13 protein-coding genes are annotated in these 18,925 nt (G+C 61.7%); 11 read left to right on the top strand and 2 right to left on the bottom strand.

Annotation, left to right across the window (positions count from 1 at the left end; all coding sequences use genetic code 11):
• The first annotated feature begins 113 nt into the window (after positions 1 to 113).
• The 6 genes from AC3EML_RS03650 (at position 114) to AC3EML_RS03625 (ending at position 8,265) form a co-directional block, all read left to right on the top strand.
• Positions 114 to 1,454, top strand: a complete 1,341-nt coding sequence (locus AC3EML_RS03650; protein WP_023672139.1) for an adenylate/guanylate cyclase domain-containing protein — start codon at positions 114 to 116, stop codon at positions 1,452 to 1,454.
• A gap of 151 nt (positions 1,455 to 1,605) precedes the next feature.
• Entirely contained in the window at positions 1,606 to 3,501 is a 1,896-nt protein-coding gene (locus tag AC3EML_RS03645; RefSeq protein WP_352520728.1) for an ABC transporter ATP-binding protein, read from the top strand.
• Positions 3,498 to 5,396, top strand: a complete 1,899-nt coding sequence (locus tag AC3EML_RS03640) for an ABC transporter substrate-binding protein (protein WP_023672137.1) — start codon at positions 3,498 to 3,500, stop codon at positions 5,394 to 5,396. The genes AC3EML_RS03645 and AC3EML_RS03640 overlap by 4 nt, the downstream gene beginning before the upstream one ends.
• Positions 5,397 to 5,398: 2 nt before the next feature.
• On the top strand, positions 5,399 to 6,397 hold the full coding sequence (locus AC3EML_RS03635; protein ID WP_023672136.1) for an ABC transporter permease: 999 nt from the start codon (positions 5,399 to 5,401) through the stop codon (positions 6,395 to 6,397).
• Complete coding sequence (locus AC3EML_RS03630; RefSeq protein WP_031198424.1) at positions 6,394 to 7,575, top strand: ABC transporter permease; 1,182 nt, start codon at positions 6,394 to 6,396, stop codon at positions 7,573 to 7,575. Before AC3EML_RS03635 ends, AC3EML_RS03630 begins: the two co-directional genes overlap by 4 nt.
• Positions 7,576 to 7,785: 210 nt before the next feature.
• The gene (locus AC3EML_RS03625) at positions 7,786 to 8,265 is read left to right on the top strand and encodes a class I SAM-dependent methyltransferase (protein ID WP_023672134.1); all 480 of its coding nucleotides are present in this window, start codon (positions 7,786 to 7,788) and stop codon (positions 8,263 to 8,265) included.
• A gap of 15 nt (positions 8,266 to 8,280) precedes the next feature.
• On the opposite strand, the gene AC3EML_RS03620 is transcribed toward AC3EML_RS03625, so the two are convergent.
• Positions 8,281 to 9,696 carry an adenylate/guanylate cyclase domain-containing protein gene (locus AC3EML_RS03620; RefSeq protein ID WP_352520729.1) on the bottom strand — a complete coding sequence of 472 codons (1,416 nt, stop codon included), beginning with the start codon at positions 9,694 to 9,696 and terminating at the stop codon, positions 8,281 to 8,283.
• Positions 9,697 to 9,922: 226 nt separating this feature from the next.
• On the opposite strand from AC3EML_RS03620, the gene AC3EML_RS03615 reads away from it, so the two are divergent.
• The 3 genes from AC3EML_RS03615 to AC3EML_RS03605 all read left to right on the top strand — a co-directional run bounded on the left by AC3EML_RS03615 (position 9,923) and on the right by AC3EML_RS03605 (position 12,847).
• On the top strand, positions 9,923 to 10,819 hold the full coding sequence (locus tag AC3EML_RS03615) for a hypothetical protein (RefSeq protein WP_352520730.1): 897 nt from the start codon (positions 9,923 to 9,925) through the stop codon (positions 10,817 to 10,819).
• A 136-nt stretch (positions 10,820 to 10,955) separates the two neighbouring features.
• Positions 10,956 to 11,474, top strand: a complete 519-nt coding sequence (locus AC3EML_RS03610; protein ID WP_352520731.1) for a GNAT family N-acetyltransferase — start codon at positions 10,956 to 10,958, stop codon at positions 11,472 to 11,474.
• Entirely contained in the window at positions 11,474 to 12,847 is a 1,374-nt protein-coding gene (locus AC3EML_RS03605) for a hypothetical protein (RefSeq protein ID WP_352520732.1), read from the top strand. Before AC3EML_RS03610 ends, AC3EML_RS03605 begins: the two co-directional genes overlap by 1 nt.
• Positions 12,848 to 12,867: 20 nt before the next feature.
• On the opposite strand, the gene AC3EML_RS03600 is transcribed toward AC3EML_RS03605, so the two are convergent.
• Positions 12,868 to 14,631 carry an adenylate/guanylate cyclase domain-containing protein gene (locus tag AC3EML_RS03600; RefSeq protein WP_352520733.1) on the bottom strand — a complete coding sequence of 588 codons (1,764 nt, stop codon included), beginning with the start codon at positions 14,629 to 14,631 and terminating at the stop codon, positions 12,868 to 12,870.
• A gap of 290 nt (positions 14,632 to 14,921) precedes the next feature.
• On the opposite strand from AC3EML_RS03600, the gene AC3EML_RS03595 reads away from it, so the two are divergent.
• Complete coding sequence (locus AC3EML_RS03595) at positions 14,922 to 18,206, top strand: adenylate/guanylate cyclase domain-containing protein (RefSeq protein ID WP_352520734.1); 3,285 nt, start codon at positions 14,922 to 14,924, stop codon at positions 18,204 to 18,206.
• 19 nt (positions 18,207 to 18,225) lie between these two features.
• A complete protein-coding gene (locus AC3EML_RS03590; RefSeq protein WP_023672127.1) occupies positions 18,226 to 18,906 on the top strand; it encodes a redoxin domain-containing protein in 681 nt (226 codons plus the stop codon).
• The last annotated feature ends 19 nt before the right edge of the window (positions 18,907 to 18,925 follow it).

Below are 18,925 nucleotides of genomic sequence, written 5' to 3'. Positions count from 1 at the left end.
ACAGTCATTTGGGATATTCTTCGCCGGCTTCTGCCCCCGAAGCCGGCTTCATTGACTTCGAGAATTTTGCGGATCAAAGGAGATGGCTCGTCTTCGACGGGTTTCGAGATAGCATGAGCACAGCGCAAGCAGAAATTTCCAACATTCTCATGGATAAGGTTGCCGATTGGCTGACCCAGTCGGCGCTGGCGGGCGACGACCTGGAAACATTGGTCAAGGGCTTTTGTGAACGGCTGGCTGCTGCCGGCCTGCCGCTGAAGCGGGTGCATTTGAGCTTTTCGATGCTGCATCCGCTTTATGACGCGCTCGGTTTCACCTGGATTCGCGGCCAAGGCCTGGAAGTGGAAGGCTTCCGGAGTGAGAACGGCGTCCATTCCGACAGATTCCTGACCAGCCCATACTACCATCTGCTCAGCAACAAGCTCGACCATCTGCGGCGCCGGCTCGACCCGTCGGTGCGGTCGGAGTTTCCTGTTTTCGATGAGCTCAGGCTTATGGGCGTCACCGATTACATGGCTTTCGTCCATCCCTTCAACGGCGATACAAGTCAGGGCATGTTGGGGTCCTGGTCCACCGACAGTGCTTCAGGCTTCAGCGACAGCATGATTTCGGCGCTGCTGCGGATCCAGAACCATCTCGCTATAGCAAGCAAGATGGCGGTGCTCACCAAGCTCGCCGACAACATGATGACCACGTATCTCGGCGGTGACGCCGGCAGGCGCGTGCTGGACGGCCAGATCAAGCGCGGCGAGGGCGATACAATCCGGGCCGCGCTGGTGATGGGCGATATGCGCGGGTCGACAAGGCTCGCCGAAACCTCCGGCCGCGAAGTCTATATCGATACGCTGAACCAGTTTTTCGATGCCATCGCAGCACCTTTCAATCGCAAAGGCGGGCAGATCATGAGTTTCCTGGGGGATGGATTCATTGCCGTCTACCCCTGCGAAAGGCACCGCGCGCAGTCAGAGATCGCCTGCCAGGCTGCTCTTGCGGCTGCGCACAAGGCCAGCATGCGCATGATGGAGCTCAATCTGCGCAGAAAAGAGCAAGGACTGGGCGATATAAAATTTGGTATCGGCCTGCATGTCGGCAATGTGATGTTCGGCAATGTCGGGCTTACCGACCGACTCACATTCTCCGTCTTCGGCTCGGCTGTAAACGAGGTCCAGCGTCTCCAGACCCTCACCAAGAAATATCCGCACAGCGTTCTCGCCAGCAAGGACTTCGCCGGTTATTGCGGGGCCAACAGTTGGCTGACGCTCGGCGAGGAGGAACTGGCGGGCAGCAAGCAGAAGCTGACGGTGCTTTCACCCGATCTGTCGGGTGCTCTCGCACTCGATGAAGACGCTGCGCTGCAGCCGTTTCACGATCGGATCTCGGACGCCGAGCAGGTCATGCTACTTCATCGCGATGCCGCGCGGCTGTCGGCGGGCGACCGGAGGAAGCTCCAGTAGTCACCACCATCCGATCTGGACGCCCTGGTATGCTGTCCGGCCGCCGGTCGCCGGGGAATTCGTTTCGAATCCAAGTTGCTCTGCGCTGACAATGCGCTAGTCTTGCTTTTTGGGGCCGGTCGGGAGGCGCCAGATTGGGGCTGGTGTGGGAATGGATGCAGGCGTTGATCTGCTGCGGATCGAGGATGTTGGCATCTCTTTTGCCATTGTCGGGGGACCGTTGCATGCCGTCAGGCGGGCAAATCTTCGCGTCCTGCCCGGCAAGGTCACCGCGCTTGTCGGTGAGTCCGGTTCCGGAAAATCGGTTCTCAGCCAGGCCGTGATGGGCATTTTGCCGAACACGGCCCATGTTCGCGGCCGTATCCTGTTTTCCGATCCCAAAAAGCCCGGCACGACGCAGGATATCCTGCAGATGCCGCGAGACGGACCCGAAATCCGGGCGTTGAGAGGCAGCCGCATCGGCAAGATCTTTCAGGAGCCGATGACATCGCTGTCGCCGCTGCACACGATCGGCAACCAGGTCAGCGAATCCCTGCAGATTCATACGCACATGGACCGGACGGAGCGCAAGGCACGGACCGAGGAAATGCTCGGCCTCGTCGGGTTTCCCAATCCCAAGCGCGCCTACGACATGTATCCGTTCGAACTTTCGGGAGGATTGCGGCAACGCGCTATGATCGCCATGGCGCTTATCTGCCGGCCCGCTCTGTTGATCGCCGATGAGCCGACAACGGCGTTGGACGTCACCATCCAGGCGCAAATCCTGCAATTGCTTCGTGGACTCCAGACCAAGCTCAACATGGCAATGCTGCTGATCACACACGACCTCGGCGTGGTTGCCAATGTCGCCGACGAGGTGGTGGTCATGTACCATGGCGAGATCATGGAAGCGGGCCCTGTGGAGGCAATATTCCGCCGGCCAGGCCACCCTTACCTGAAGGGCCTGATGGCAGCCGTCCCGCATTTCGACCTGAAACCTGGCGAAAGGCTGAAGGCGCTCCGCGAGGTGCCGGTGAATGTCGGGACCCTGCTGGGCAAGCAGACGGCGCCGGAAGCGAAGGGGCCGGACGACATTCTGCTGTCGGTCAGGGATCTGAAAAAGGTCTACACCATCCGCAACTCCGGATGGTTCAGCGGGAGCCATCAGACCTCTGTTCGCGCCGTGGACGGCGTCAGCTTCGACATCAGGCGAGGTGAGTGCCTGGGCCTGGTTGGCGAAAGCGGTTGCGGCAAAACCACCGTCAGCAAGATCCTGATGCGGGCCGTCACCCCTACCTGCGGCTCCGTGATCTTCAACGGCCGCGACGGACCGATCGACGTCCTGGAAGCCGAGGGAGACGCCCTGCGCTTGCTGCGGGCGAAACTCCAGATGGTTTTCCAGGATCCGGTCTCGTCGCTTTCGCCTCGCATGACCGTGGAAAACATCTTGAGCGAGCCGCTGGAAATCCATCAACGTGGCAATGCCGCGTCCCGGCTAGCCACGGTCAAGAGCCTGATGCAGGCAATCGGGCTCGATCCGCGCTTCATCCAGCGCTATCCCCACAGCTTCTCCGGCGGGCAGCGTCAGCGTATCGGCATTGCGCGCGCCTTGGCGCTGGGGCCTGAACTGCTGATCTGCGACGAGCCGGTTTCGGCGCTCGATGTCTCCGTGCAGGCGCAGATCCTGAACCTTCTGAAGGACCTGCAGAAGGAACTGGGCCTGACCTACCTGTTCATATCCCACAATCTGGCGGTGGTGGACTACATGGCGGACCGCATCGCGGTGATGTGCGGCGGGCGTATCGTCGAGCTTGCACCGCGCGAAATTCTGCTCAGGAAACCGATCCACCCCTACACGCGCTCGCTGCTCGCCGCAGTCCCCTTCCCCGATCTCGACCGGCCGATGGATTTCAAGACGCTGAAGCTCGGCGGCGCTTCCGACACCAGCGCATGGGGCCCGCAATTCCGCGACGAGGGCGAAGAGGATATGCTGTCGCCGCTCGATCTCGGCGGCGGCCATCTCGTGCTGGCCCGACGTTCGGCCGATGTCAGCGAGTTACGCCATTGATCAGCCGCCGCACTGTCCTTGGTCTCATGGCTTCGGCATTTCTGCCGGGCACGGCGCGCGCCGGCGATCTGGAGCCGGATTTTCTTCAGCCGCAGCTGAAAGCCAGGGCTCTGCCGCCACTCGCGGAGCGCCTGCCCAAAAGCCCGCGCGCGTTGAACCTCGCGGCGATGGGCCGGCAGCCCGGCCAGTATGGCGGCACGCTGCGTACGATCATCGGCAGCCAGAAAGATATCCGGATGATGACGATCTACGGGTATTCCCGGCTGGTCGGCTATGACGAAAAGCTTAACTTTCAGGCCGACATTCTCGAAAGTTTCGACGTAAAGGATGATCGCGTCTTCACGTTCAAGATTCGTGAAGGCCATAAATGGTCAGACGGCAGCCTGCTGACGCCGGAGGATTTTCGTTATTGCTGGGAAGATGTCTGGCTGAACGATGAGCTTTCGCAAGGGGGGCTCGCCCCTGCCCTGCTGGCGGACGGCAAGCCGCCACGTTTCGAGATCGTCGATCCGTTGACGGTGCGCTACAGTTGGGACGCGCCCAATCCCGACTTCCTGCCCAAACTTGCCGCTGCTTCGCCGACACCGCTTGTTTTGCCGGCCGCCTATCTCAAGCAGTTCCACAAGAAATATCAGGATCCATTCCGGCTCGCCGGCCTGATGAAGGAGAACCGGACCGCAAAATGGACGCTCCTGCACATCCGCATGTCGCGGCAGTATCGCCCGGAGAACCCGGATCTGCCGACGCTCGACCCCTGGCAGAACCGAACCAAGCCGCCGGCCGAGCAGTTCATCTTCGAGCGCAACCCGTTCTTTCATCGAACAGACGAGAACGGCCGGCAACTGCCCTATGTCGACCGGATCATCATGAATGTCAGCTCGTCGGCGATCATCTCCGCCAAGACCGGTGCGGGCGAGAGCGACCTACAATGCATGGGAATCGACTTCAGCGATTACTCCTTCCTGAAGGACGCGGAGAAGCGCTACCCGGTGAAGATGCATCTGTGGAAACGCACACAGGGTTCGCGGCTGGCGCTCATGCCCAATCTGAATTGTGCCGACCCGGTGTGGCGTGGCCTTTTGCGTGACGTGCGCGTGCGCCGCGCACTTTCGCTCGCTGTGGACCGGCGCGAGATCAACATGGCCGTCTTCTACGGATTGGCGCAGGAAAGCGCCGATACGGTCTTGCCGGAGAGCCCGCTCTACCGGCCGGAATTCGCGAAAGCCTGGGTCGCCCACGATCCCGACCAGGCCAATGCACTGCTTGACGAGGTCGGGCTTCAGGCCCGTGACGATGACGGCCTGCGGCTACTTCCCGATGGACGCCCGGCGCAGATCATCGTGGAAACGGCCGGCGAAAGCACGCTGGAAACCGATGCGCTCGAACTCATCACCGATCACTGGCGCAAGATCGGCATCGCTTTGTTCATCCGGACTTCGCAGCGCGACATCTTCCGCAGCCGTGCGCTTGGCGGCCAGATCCTGATGTCGATGTCGTCGGGCATCGACAATGGCGTGCCGACCGCCGACATGAATCCATACCAGCTGGCCCCCACCATCGACGACCAGCTGCAATGGCCGCTCTGGGGCGCTTACTATCTGTCGCATGGCAAGATGGGTGAGGCACCCGATGTTCCTGAAGTCGTTGAGTTAATGGCTTTGCTCAAGCGCTGGAACGGGTCGACCGAATCCAGCGAGCGCGCCGAAATCTGGAACTCGATGCTGTCGATCTACACCGATCAGGTGTTCTCTATCGGTACGGTGAACGAAACACTTCAGCCGATTCTGGTATCGTCGCGGCTGCGCAACCTGCCTGACAAAGCACTCTACGGCTACGACCCGACCTCCTATTTCGGTGTCTATTTGCTGGACACATTCTGGCTTGGAGGCTCCTGAGCGTGCTTCGATATCTTGTCTGGCGCATCGCCGTGATGGTTCCAACGCTGCTGGTCATATCGGCGCTGGTGTTCACCATCATCGAACTTCCACCGGGCGACTATTTCGACAGCTATGTCGCCGAGCTTCGGGCCCAGGGCGAAGCGGTGGATTCCGACCGCATCCAGATGATGCGCAAGGAATATGGTTTCGACCAGCCGCCGGTCATTCGCTACTTCTACTGGGTGGGCGGGATGCTGCACGGCGATTTCGGCTATTCCTTCGAATATGAGCTGCCGGTTCGCGACGTCGTCGGCGACCGAATGTGGCTGACCGTGCTGGTTTCCTTCGTCACGATCATCTTCACCTGGCTCATCGCCTTTCCGATTGGCATGTACTCCGCCACGCATCAATACAGCTGGGGCGACTACGGCCTGACTTTCTTCGGCCTTCTCGGCCTTGCCATTCCGAATTTCATGCTGGCGCTGATCCTGATGTATTTCGCCAACATCTGGTTCGGCACCTCCATCGGCCATCTCATGGACCAGCAATATCTCGGCGAGCCGATGAGCTGGGCCAAGGCGAAGTCGATCCTCGCCCATCTCTGGATCCCGGTCCTGATCATCGGCACCGGAGGCACGGCGAGCATGATCCGGCGGCTGCGCGCCAATCTGCTCGACGAACTGCACAAGCAATATGTGGTGACGGCGCGCGCCAAGGGCCTGCATCCGTTCAAGGCGCTGGTCAAATATCCGCTGCGCATGGCACTCAACTTCTTCATTTCCGACATCGGCTCGATCCTGCCAGCCATCATCTCCGGCGCTGAGATCACGGCTATCGTTCTGTCTTTGGAAACGACCGGGCCGATGCTGATCAAGGCGCTGCAAAGCCAGGATATGTATCTGGCAGGGTCATTCCTGATGTTCCTTGCCTTCCTGACGGTTATCGGCGTGCTGATTTCCGACCTGGCGCTGGCGCTGCTTGATCCACGAATTCGTTTGCAGGGTGGCAGCACCAAATGAAGCAGGACTCGCCGCTGCCCGCTCCGGGTGCTCCACTGCAACACTACATTTCCGGCGCGCCCTTCGACCTGCAGTCGGTCGAGGCGATGACGCCGGAGCAATCGAAGGTCTTTCAGGCATCGCAGTTGCGGCTGATGTGGTGGAAATTCCGCAAACACCGGCTTGCGCTTATATCCGGCATATTCCTGGCAGTGCTGTATTCCGGGATACTGATCTGCGAGTTCCTGGCGCCCTACAATCTGCACTCGCGCAACATGGACTACATCTATGCGCCGCCGCAGCACGTGCACCTGTTCCACAATGGCGAGTTCGTCGGGCCGTTCGTCTATGGCCGCCAGATGACGCTGGATATGGACACGCTCAAGCGGAACTACATCGAGAACCACGACGATGTTCAGCGGCTCCGTTTCTTCTGCAAGGGCGACACTTATCGGTTCTGGGGCCTGATCGAAGGTGACAGGCATTTTGTCTGTCCTGCCGAAAACGGGCAGCTGTTTCTGGCCGGCACCGACAGGCTGGGGCGCGACGTGCTCTCGCGCATGATCTATGGCGCACGCATTTCACTGACTATCGGCCTCGTCGGCATCAGTTTCAGCTTCCTGCTCGGCATCGTCATCGGCGGACTGGCCGGCTATCACGGCGGTATCTTCGACCTGATCGTTCAACGAATAATCGAAGTCCTGCAATCGATTCCCAGCATTCCGCTATGGCTGGCCCTGGCGGCGATCATGCCGATAACCTGGAGTCCGATCCTGATCTATTTCGGCATCACCGTCATCCTCGGGCTGCTCGACTGGACCGGACTGGCGCGCGCCGTGCGTTCAAAGCTTCTGGCCTTGCGCGAGGAGGATTACGTTCTGGCGGCGCAATTGATGGGCGCCGGAAGCAGCCGCATCATCAGGCGGCATCTCATTCCCGGCTTCATGTCGCATCTGATCGCGACGGCGACGCTCTCCATCCCTGGCATGATCCTGGGCGAAACGGCGCTGAGCTTCCTCGGGCTCGGCCTGAGAGCGCCGATCACCAGCTGGGGCATCCTGCTCACCGAGGCGCGCAGCGTCAGCGTGATCGCGTTCTATCCATGGCTGCTTTTGCCGATGCTGCCCGTCATCCTCGTCATCATGGCGTTCAACTTCCTCGGCGACGGCTTGCGGGACGCCGCGGACCCCTACAAGTGAGATCGCCATTCCGCCACGCATAGTGCCGCCGACGCCACCCGGAATGTCGCTTGCCGGCCTCCTGTACGGTTGTTGCACTGTTTATTGTCCGCCCCTATATGTGCCGACTCGCAATCGAGCTTAGCGCGTCAGCTTCGGGATTCACCCGTGAACAGTTCTTGTCGCGGGCGTTACCGATCTCTTGATCTGGTTCAGGACACACAATCGCATATGAGTCGCCTCGATAATTTCATCAGCAGGATGACCGCGCAGCGCGACATTCTTAATCGAATCTGCCCCGAGGTGGCGAAGATGGAGGGGCTTGTGCTTGAGCTCGGCCTCGGCAATGGCCGGACATTCCACCATCTGCGCGAGCTTCTGCCCGGGCGCCGGATCGTGGTGTTCGACCGCGAAGTTGGCGCGCACACTAGCTCAATTCCCGAAGCTGAAAACCTCGTGCTCGGCGAAATACGCGAGACGGGCCGCAAGTTCATTGGCATCGAAGCCGCCCTTGTTCATGCCGACATTGGCACCGGCTATGACGATCGCGATGCAGTGACCGCTACCTGGCTTCCCGATCTGATTGCGAGCCTGCTTCGCGTCGGCGGCTTCGCGGTCAGTGGCACGCCGCTCGATCACCCGCTGCTGCAACATCTCCCGGCGCCCACTTCGGAGCCCGCCGACCGTTATTTCCTCTGCAAGCGCGTGTGAGCGGTAGAGAACTCTTCAGGGGATCGTATAGACCGCTATCTCCCGCTCGATGCCGCGCAGCGAGACCTCGTGCGGCACCGGCGTCAGCGCGTTCCTGTGCAACAGATCGGCGGTGAGATTGTCATCGACCACCGTACGCGTGGCGAAGATCGCCTGTGCGTTGGCGAGGTTCTGGACCCGCGAAGCAATGTTGACCGTCTGGCCGAAATAATCCTGCCGCTCGTTCATTGACACGGCTATGCAGGGGCCGGCATGAACACCGATCTTGAGCAGAAGGTCCTCGCGCCCGCTTTTGTCATTGAGGGCCCGCATGGCGTCGCGCATCCGCAGCGCCGCGGCAATCGCACGGTCAGGCGTCGCGAAGGTCGCCATCACCGCATCGCCGATCGTCTTCACAACCGCGCCTGCCTCCGCCGCGACGATCTCGTGCAGAACCTGGAAGTGCTCGCGCACGAGATCGAACGCTGAAAGATCGCCCACCCGCTCGTAAAGCTCGGTCGATCCGCGCAGATCGGTGAACAGGAAGGTCAGGCTGGTGATCTTCAGGCGCTGGTTGATATCGAGCGTATCCGTGCGATAGAGATCCCGGAACGTCTGGTTGGTGAGCAGGCGCTTGGCGGTCGCGAAGGGCCGGCGCTTGCCCAGGAAATCATGCAATACCGGGCAGGCGATGAAGACCGTCGGCAGCACGCGCGTGTCGGTCCTGTTTTCCAGCGAAATGCGCAATGGGCCGGGTTGCATCTCCAGCGTCTGGCTCTGGACATGGTCGCGGTCGAAGGCCAGAGAGAGGTTTCGCCGCTCTTTTGCCGGTTCGCCCTTCGCGTCAATGAACTGGGCCGAATGCGTGACCGGCTCGAAGACGATGATGAATTGGGGCGGAAGCTGGATGTGCAGAACCGCCTTTTCACCGGGCGCAAGCTCGATATCTTCCAGCGAGAACGCTTCCATCTTTTCCGCCAGATCCTCGTCCGGCAGATCGGCCCCGGACGCCCAGTAGATCTGGCGGTAATATTCCACCAACGGCAGTTCGTGTGGATTGTGGGCGGCAATCCTGCGCACGCGGGGACTGACGGTGAATGTCACCTCGACCATCTCGTCGAGTGTCGGCGAATAGCCCTGGGAGCACAGCGCGCAGGTGTATTCGTCCTTCTGCATGGTTTTCAGCGTGGCGTTGGTGTCGAGCACGCCGCCACAGCCGGGGCACAGAACATTCCAGGAAATGTCGAAGATGCCCACCCGCGCCGCATGGAGAAAGGCGCTTATGGTGCGTTCCTCGTCGAGGCCATGCTTGCTGGCGAAGGCCAGCGCATTGATGCGGCAAAGTTCGCGGTCCTTGCCCTCGGCGATGGTTTGCCGGATTGCGTCGATTGCCTGCGGATCGACATCGGTCGATTGCCGCAGAAGCGAGAACAGATCCTGAGCTTCGGTCATCGTGCAGGCTCCGGAAATTGCGCCGTTAGGGCATGATGCCGAAAAGTGTGAAGCGGTTTTCGGACGACATCATCCTCTATTTCCTGATTTAGAGGCGGATTCAGATTTCAGGTCGGACAGACCTGAAATCATCCGGCTCTAGGCGTGTTGGCCGGACCGATCTTCGACCCGAACGCTCCATCATACTGCGAAATGGACCGTACGGCCATTCGAATGGACAAGCCTGGTGACAGGTCAATTTCCATTTGTTGAATTCCAAACTATGATAGCCCATGGGGCATTCATCTCTGGGGTTTTCTCCATGCCGACACGCGACAACCCGCCATTTCCGGCGGCCCTGCGCCTTTTCTCGGCGGGGGTCATCATCGTCCTGATCGTCGGGGCCGGCCTGTTTTTCGCGCCCGGGCTGGTCAAGCCGCGCTGGCCCTGGGCCGTCACGCCGTTCAATGCCCGCTTCCTCGGCGGCTTCTACACCGCCGAAATGGCAGTGATGGCGGCGCTGCTGGTCTGGAATCGCTGGTCGCCCGGCAGGCTCGTGCTGGTCATGGCCTTCATCTTCACCGTCGTCGTGTCGGCGGCTTCGTTCATCAATCTCGGCTATTTCAACTTCGAGCGCAAAGCCCCCTGGCTCTGGTTTCTGGTCTATCTTGCGTCAGCCGCGGTATCCGGGCTGTTCCTGTGGCGGGCAAGGGCCCGCCCTTCTGCAAAGGGCGTGATCTTAAACCCCGCATGGCGCGCCTACCTACCGGTGGAAATGACGATCCTCGGGGTGTACGGCGTCGGCCTGTTGCTGTTTCCCCTGACATTCGGTGGCTTCTGGCCATGGCCGATCGATGCTTTTCACGCCCAGGTCTACAGCGCTATCTTCCTCGCGGGTGCAGGCGGCACCTATCTCGTCTGGAGAAGTGCGCCGCGTGAGGAACTGCTGGTGCTCGGCCTGGCGCAGTTTCTGGTTGGCCTGCTTGCCGTCCTTGGCCTCGTCATCACCGATGCTGCCGTGCACCGGATCGACTGGACGGCGGCCGGGACATTGTGCTGGCTTGCCCTTTTCGGCTGGATCGGCATCAGCGGTATCCTCAAACTCTGCGCCGCCCCCCGGCATTTTGCCGCGCAATCGGCATAGGTCGCAGAGACGGCTGGATTTTCAGGTGACGTCCGGTGCATCGTGCCGGGCATATTGCCTCTGTCCTTTGTTCTGACGCAATTCCGGACGGAAAACCGCTCACACTTTTCCTGGAATTGCTGTAGCCGGAAAAGCCATGACCAGCACGCCACCCCTAGAGAAAATCCAGCCGCAGCTCCGGGCCGTCCGGCCAAGCGATGCCGAGGCGCTGTGCGCTATCTTCAATATGCCGGGCTTCCGCTGGGGCACGCTCAGGATGCCGTTCGAGATGGTGGAGCAGGTGGAGCGGCGCATCGCCAAGTCCGGCCCGGAAACCACCTGGATCGTTGCGGAGCTGGACGGCAAGGTTGTCGGCCATGGCAGCCTGGTCGCGCAGGGTTCGTCGCGCCGCTCGCATATCGGCGAGATCAATATCGGCCTTGACGATGGCTTTGTCGGCAGAGGCATCGGCTCTGCCATCCTTGGCGCGCTGCTTGACGTGGCCGACAATTGGCGCGCCCTGAAGCGGGTCGAATTGAGCGTCTATGCCGACAACGAACCGGCCATCCGTCTCTACACAAGCCACGGCTTCGAGGTCGAGGGACGGCATGTGAAGGCCGGTTTTACCGACGGGCAGTACCACGACCTCCTGAGCATGGCCCGGCTGCGGTTCTGATGACCACCGTCCCTGCCCTTGCCCCTCCGGTGGACATTTTGGCCGTGCTGTCGCTGCTCTGCCCGGAGGTCGTGCGTGACATCGAGCAGAACTGGAATGCACCGGTTTCCGATTATGCCCGCCATCTGTGGCGGCCGGTGGCAAGGCCTGGATCGGCCCCGTCGATCGCTGCCCGCTCGATCCTGCGCGACGTCCTGCAGCAGCGCCTCGGTGCGATCATGCAGCCTGAAGCGATCGGCAAGGCCCTCGACGAATTCGACCACAGACCGGTTATCCAGTCCGGCCTGCACTGCCTGCTTCTGATGGATCGCATCACCTTCGATGCCCTGCTGCTTGCCTGGCTCGGCGCGGTCGAAAACGGGCTGTCGGCTTTTTTCGGCTTCATGGGAACGACGATGACCATGGAGACAACCGGCCGGGAGGGGCCGGGATGGCTCGATGTCGGCGACGACAAGGTCAATTTGTTTGGCATGGGCCGCCACAAACTGTGCCGCAAAAGCGCCTGCGCGGCCGGTCCCGTCGCCCTCAACGGGCGCGCGCTCGAAACGGTGGGCAATGAGACGGATGCCAGAAGCTGGCTCGGCACGCTGCTTGCCAGCCAGGACAAGGTATTTGCAACAGCCGCCGATGCGCTGACAGAACTCAACGAGCATCTGGTCGCCGATTGGGATCGTTCCGGCATGGCCCGGCCGGTTTTCATCGATGATAGGCTGGCCGCGACTGTCGTGGCGCGGCATCTGGAAGATGAAGGCAGTCTTCTTTCCAGGCTGCTCCTCGAGCCCGCAAGGCGCCGGCGTCTCGACCATGCCTTGCAAGAAGCCGCATCGGGCCCATTTGGCAGGTTCCTGCCCAATGCCACGGCCTATTTCTGGGGCATCCGCGAGCAGCGCGTGCGCAAGCTCGTCCTCGAGAACGGGCGGCTGATCGAGCCTGACAGGCCGCATGGTCTTTCCATCCCGTTCGAGCGGCCGCATCTCCAGCAGGCACTGCTGGACGGCATGCTTTTGCCGGACTTGTTCCTGATGTTCCTTGCCCTTGCCATATTGCCGCGCGTGCGGGTTGTGGGCGGCCTGAGACAGATTGGCTATGTCGCGCTTTTTCACTCGATCCTGCTGGCTGCGCTTGATGAAAACGCGCCAGAAGAGCGCGATCTGGCCGCCGAGCTGCAGGTTCGGGAAAATGCCTGGGGCATGCGGGTCATCGATGAACAAATCTCGGTCCGCGAGCAGCTTGCCGGACTGCCGGAAGGGGCGCTGTTCCCGGACCTGCTGCGGCAATACCGGTTGCGGACATTTGCCGAGACGACCGATGACCTGAAACCGGTTCGCGAAAACGCCCGATGGCGCAAGATCGGCCGGGCCTCAGGCCTCTGATCCGGCCGGGCTTTAGCCCGTCATTGCACCACGCCGGCCTTGCGGAGCCCCTCGACCATGAGTTCGAAATCGGCAGGGTTCTTGTAAGGCAAGACCTTGCGACGGTGTTCCAGCGAATAGGCGGGATTAACGCGAAGCAGGTCCTGCCATGCCGTATGGGCCCCCTCCAAACGGCCCAGATGGCCGTAGCATGCGGCCAGAAGCGCACGCGAGACGTCGGTGACAGCGTTGCGAGCCAGCCGTTGCAGCAAGAGGTCGACGGCCTCTTCGTACCTTCCCAGTTGAAACGATGCCAAAGCCTGGAAGTGCAGAAGCACATCCGGAAAGTATGGATTCAAGGTCTTTCCCCGGGCGAAACTCTCTAGCGCCTCCGCGGGTCTACCCGAATAATACAGCGCCTCGCCGCGGGCGACGTGCGCTTCGGCGAAGTTCGGATTGAGAGCTATCGCGCGCTCGACCTCGCCGATGGCCTCATCGTGCCGTCGTGTGTAAAGCTTGGCCGATGCCAGCGCCCAGTGCGCCCAGGGATCGCTGTCATCCAGCGTTACCGCTCGCGTTGCTGCCTCTTCCGCTTGCGCCATCGAGTCCGACGCACCCCACCTGTTGAGGTAATCGAGCCCGTGCGTGAGGGCTAGGAAAGCGTGGGCAGAGGCAAATTTCGGGTCCAGTTCGATGGCCCGCTGCAAGAGCTCGCGGGCCGCGACGTTCGTGTCCTTCGTCAGCCGGTGCCACAGCTCCCGGCCCCGCAGGAAACAGTCATACGCCTCCGGGTTGCGCTGGTGTTCGGGCGCCAGCCGCAGACGTTCATCGTCGGTCAGATTGAGCGCCAGCGCACCGACGATGTGCTGCGTCACGTCATCCTGCACGGCGAATATGTCGGTCAGATCGCGATCGAACCGCTCCGCCCAAAGATGGCCGCCTGAAATTGCATCGATGAGCTGCGCGGTGATGCGTACCTTGTTCCCCGACTTGCGTACGCTGCCTTCAAGGACATACCGCACGCCGAGCTTCGTGCCGACGTCCTGCACATGGACGTTCTGGCCCTTGAAGATGAACGACGAATTGCGAGCGATGACGAAGAGCTGTGACAGTTTGGACAGCGCCGTGATGATGTCTTCGGAGATGCCGTCGGCGAAGTAGTCCTGTTCGGCATCACCGCTCATATTGGCGAACGGCAGCACGGCGATCGACAGTTTCGGCGGCGTTGCCGCAGCCGGAGGGCTCGTCGGGGTTTGCGAGGTCGCGGCCACCTTGGCCCCGGCGCCGACTTGCAGCGAATACACTCGGATCGGCTCGGCGATGTTCTTGAGCTGTGTGCTGCCGAGATCGCTGACCGAGAGGTCAAGCCTGGCCTTGACCTGGCGATAGGCATCCTCGGACAGGCAGATGGCGCCGGGCGCCGCAACGCCCTCCAGACGCGAGGCGATGTTGACGCCGTCACCCATCAGGTCGCCATCGCTCTCTTCGACCACGTCGCCCAGATGGATGCCTATCCTGAACTCGATGCGGCGCTCCTGCGGTACGCCGGCATTGCGCTCAACCATACCGTTTTGAATCTCAACGGCGCAGCGCACGGCATCGACCACACTGCGAAACTCAACCAGCGCCCCATCTCCGGTACGCTTGATAACCCGCCCGTGGTGCACTGCAATGATCGGATCGATCAGGTCGCTGCGCAGGGCCCGCAACCTCGCCAAAGTACGATCTTCGTCCGCGCTCGCGAGCCGGCTGTACCCGACCACATCTGCAGCCAGGATTGCGGCCAGCTTACGGTTCTCGCTCATGGGTCGCCTCCTCATCTCCATCATAGCAGGAAGACGGCGGGACGAGGGAATTTTCGCAAATCACGGCCACGCGGCCGCCCGTATCGGCAGTGCTCCACCGCCGAACCCAGACCGATGCCCATTTGCGCTGCCGCTTGCCGGTTGACGACTATCGGTTCATCCTTGTGAATACCCCGGCCGTGACGAGCGTGGCGAGATCACGCGTCATGGCCCAAGGTCAAAGAGATAGAGCATGATGTCGTCCGAAAACCGCTTCACACTCTTCGGCATCATGCTCTGGTGAGGTGTCCATGAACTGCTCGGGCTGCGGTTTCGAGATCGAGGGCGGTTACGCCTTCTGTCCGAAGTGTGGCCGCCGCCAGCCCGTGCCATGCGCCAGTTGCGGCTACGCCTGCGCACCTGATTTCGAGTTCTGTCCTAAATGTGGGGCAAGCGTCGGTGCGTCCGCAAAAGCTGCCGAACGGCCTGCTCCGACACCAAGCCGCACCATTGCGCAGCCCTCTCGAGCTCCATCGCCGAACATCGAAAGCGAAGAGGGGCCGCATTCCGTCTCCGACGCCGATCGACGAACGGTAACGGTGCTGTTCGCCGATCTCTGCGGCTTCACGACACTCAGCGAGCAGCTCGACCCCGAGGTCATGCAGGCGCTGCAGAACGAACTGTTCAAGGAATTGACGGCGGCCGTGCAAGGCTTTGGTGGTTTCGTCGACAAATTCATCGGCGACGCTCTGCTCGCCTTATTCGGTGCGCCGGTCGCGCATGAGGACGATCCGGAACGTGCGCTTCGAGCCGCTCTCGACATGATCGCCCGGACGGCGCGGCTCGGTGAAAGCACCCGCCACTCCGGCTCGCCGCTGCTGCTCCACATAGGCATAAACACGGGTCCGGTCGTTACTGGCGGATTGGGCATCGGCACCGCCAAATCCTATTCGGTGACCGGCGACACGGTGAATACGGCGCAACGCCTGCAATCGCTGGCTGCACCGGGTGAGGTGCTGGTGGGCGAACTCACGCACAGGCTGACCCGGCATGCCTTCTCGTACGAGTCGCTGGGCGATGTCGTCTTTCGCGGCAAGGCTGGCAGTGTGCTCGTCCACCGACTGGATGCACCGCTTGCGGCGCCGCGTGCAGCGCGCGGGCTCGAGGCGCTCGGCCTCAGTGCGCCCATAATAGGTCGTGATGCGGAGCTCAACAGAATGCTGGCGAGCCTTGACTTGGCGTGCGGCGGCTCGGCCCAGCTTGTCCGCCTCGTCGGCGAAGCCGGTATCGGGAAGTCGCGGTTGGTGAAGGAGTTCGTCGCCCGCGTCGGCGACGAGGATCGTTTTCGCAACGTCGCCGTGCGGCAGGCCACGTGCTCACCGCTGGGTGAACAATCATTTGGCGCCCTGGGTGCAGTGGTGCGCAGCGCTGCCGGGATGATGCAAAACGACAATGGGGACGAAATGCGGGGCAAGCTCGCAGCCTTGCTTGCCGATCTCGGCCTGCAGGGCGAGGAGGCGAAGCGGCTGATGCCTTTGCTCTACCATGCGCTTGGCCTCGGCGACCCCGATGCCACCTTGCAGCATGTCGAGCCCGAGCAGCTGCGGCGGCAAATTCTCTACGCGGTCCGCACAATCATGGAACGGCGGCTTGCGTTGTCGCCGCTGTTGATTGTCGTCGAAGACCTGCACTGGGCCGACTCCGTCTCGCTCGAGGCACTGCGTTTCGTGATGGACAGACTGGAACGCACGCGGCTGATGTTGCTGGTCACGCATCGTCCGGCGTCGGACAACGACCAACTCGACTCAAGTCGGGTCAGCCACACAGCGCTCAGGCTTTCGCCGCTCGACAGCGATGACGGACGCCGCCTGGTGGCGGCGCTTTTCGGCGAGAGCTGGGTAAACGCCGCAGGAGGGCTTCTCGACCAGATCCTCGAGCGCGCGGGCGGCAACCCGCTTTTCTTGGAGGAGATCGTTCGCGGCCTTATCGATCGCGGTGTATTGGTGCGCGAGGGCCAGCAATGGCGGACCGTGGCAGGCGAAGTCGCAACCGGCATCCCCGCCACGATCCAGGCAATGTTGCTTGCTCGCGTCGACCGGCTGCCGCAAGAGGTGCGCCGGTTGGCCCAGGAAGCCGCGGTAATCGGCCCGCGCTTCGATGCCACGCTTCTGAAAGCCGTGGCAGCCGACCCCGGCCGACTGGAAGCGGGCTGCGAACTGCTTTGCGATGCGGAAATCATCGAGGAAGTTGCCGGATCAGGCTCGGTCTCGTCGCAAAGCTACCGCTTTACGCAAACATTGCTGCAGGACGTGATCTACCAGAATCTGCTCCTGCAACGCCGGACCGACATCCACCGCCGGGTAGGTGCCGCCCTGGAGCAACTGTGCGGCGACAAGCCGGAACGGTTCGAGGATCTGGCCGTGCTCGGTCATCATTTCGCTCAGAGCGCCGAGCGGGAGAGGGGCGCGCATTACCTGCAGGCGGCGGGAGATCGCGCTCGCATGATATACGCCAATGACGACGCCCTTCGTTTCTACGAGCGAGCACTGACTGCGTTGGGCGCGATCGGGCAAACACCGCTCAAACTGGCAATTGCAGAGCGCATTGCCGATTTGAGCGGCCCGGCAGGCCGCCGCGAGATTGCACACCGCCACTACGAGGCGGTGCTGCAGGCCTATCGCGAGTCAGCCGATCGTGTCGCGGCGGCGCGCGTTTTGCGCAAGATCGGTCGGCTGTTTTGGGACGTGGGCAAGCGGGACGACGCGGAATCGCGCTACGCTGAAGCGGCAGCGCTCCTCGATGGAGCGGATGCCCCGATCGAGCAGGCGCATCTCTGGCAAGAACGTGGCCGACAGGCGTTCCGCAGCGGAGATCACACTCTCGCGGCAAAATGGGCAGACGCGGCGCTGGATTGCGTACGCTCTCTGACAACGGAACATGTCTCCGATGATGCCACCCTCGTGACCGCCGAGGCACTTAATACCAAGGCTGTTGCGCTGGCTCGCCTTGGGCGAAACCATGAAGCCGTGCGTGAGGTTGAGCGCAGCATTGAATTGGCCGAAGCCGCCGGTCTGCTGGGCGCGGCCTGCCGCGGCTACACCAATCTCGGGGTGCTCTACACGACCATCGATCCGGCGAAGGCGATGGAGGTCTGTCGGCGCGGTCTTGAAGTGGCGCGCCGTATTGGCGATTTGGGTTTCCAGGCGCGCCTCCTCGCCAATCTGGCGGTAGCTTGTTGTACTTTCACGGATCGCTGTCCAACGGAGGGCGTGCCTGCTGCCGAGAAGGCCATCGAGATTGACCGGGCGCTCGACCAGCGCGAGCACCTGCCAGTGCCGTTGATCGTGCTTGGGCAGATCCACCAGTGCAACGGCCATCCGGAACTGGCGATCGGCTTGTTCCACGAAGCACTGGAGGTAGCCCGCGAAACGGGCGAGCCCCAACTGCTGTTTCCGTGCTATGATGGACTCGCAACGCTTAATCTCGACCTCGACAATCTGGCCGAGGCCGAACGCTACTTTTCCCTGGCGCAGGGTATATGCGCCCAGCACGGGCTCGACCCGGAAGCGCTTGTGGTGCTGCCTTTTCTCGACTAGCCGGGATAGGGGGTTGGACATGTCCGCGCCTAGTGGATTGATACCGCTTCAACCGGGCGACCGGGCGCCGAACCTGATACTCGACGCCATTACCCAGGAAGGCAAGATTGCGCTTGACGACTTTCGCGGGCAAAAACCGGTGCTGGTCGGCCTGTTTCGAGGTCTGCATTGTGCGTTTTGCCGGCGCCACATCGCCGCTCAGGCGCGTCTCGATCCGGAGCTGCGCGAAAAGGGCGTGGAGAGCCTGACGGTGGTCAACACGCCGATCGAACGGGCGCGGCTCTATTTCCGCTACCATCCAATGCCGAACCTGCTTGCGGCGTCGGACCCGGAACGCGCTTCACATCGTGCTTTTGGACTGCCCAATCTCGAATTCACCGAGAACGAGACGAACTGGCCGTACAAGGTCGCGATGGCAGCGGCACAGGACATGCGGGTCGACATACCTGGCGAATTGCCCGGTCCCATGGATCCGATGACAGCCGCCGCAATCCTCGACAAGAAGGACCACTACGAACTGACCGAAGCCGACGAGCAGATGATGGCCACGGGACACGGACAACTGGTTGGTCAGTTCCTGCTGGACCGGCAGGGGATCGTCCGCTGGAGCTTCACGGAGGTCCCGGAGGGTGGGCGATACATGTTTGGCGCCCCAAACCCGAAGGAGCTGATGTCAGCCGTGTCGCAAGTCGCCCAATAATGAACTGACAAGTTCACCG

The organism is Mesorhizobium sp. P170090, from assembly GCF_057786115.1.
This window is presented reverse-complemented; position numbering and strand designations above follow the sequence as displayed.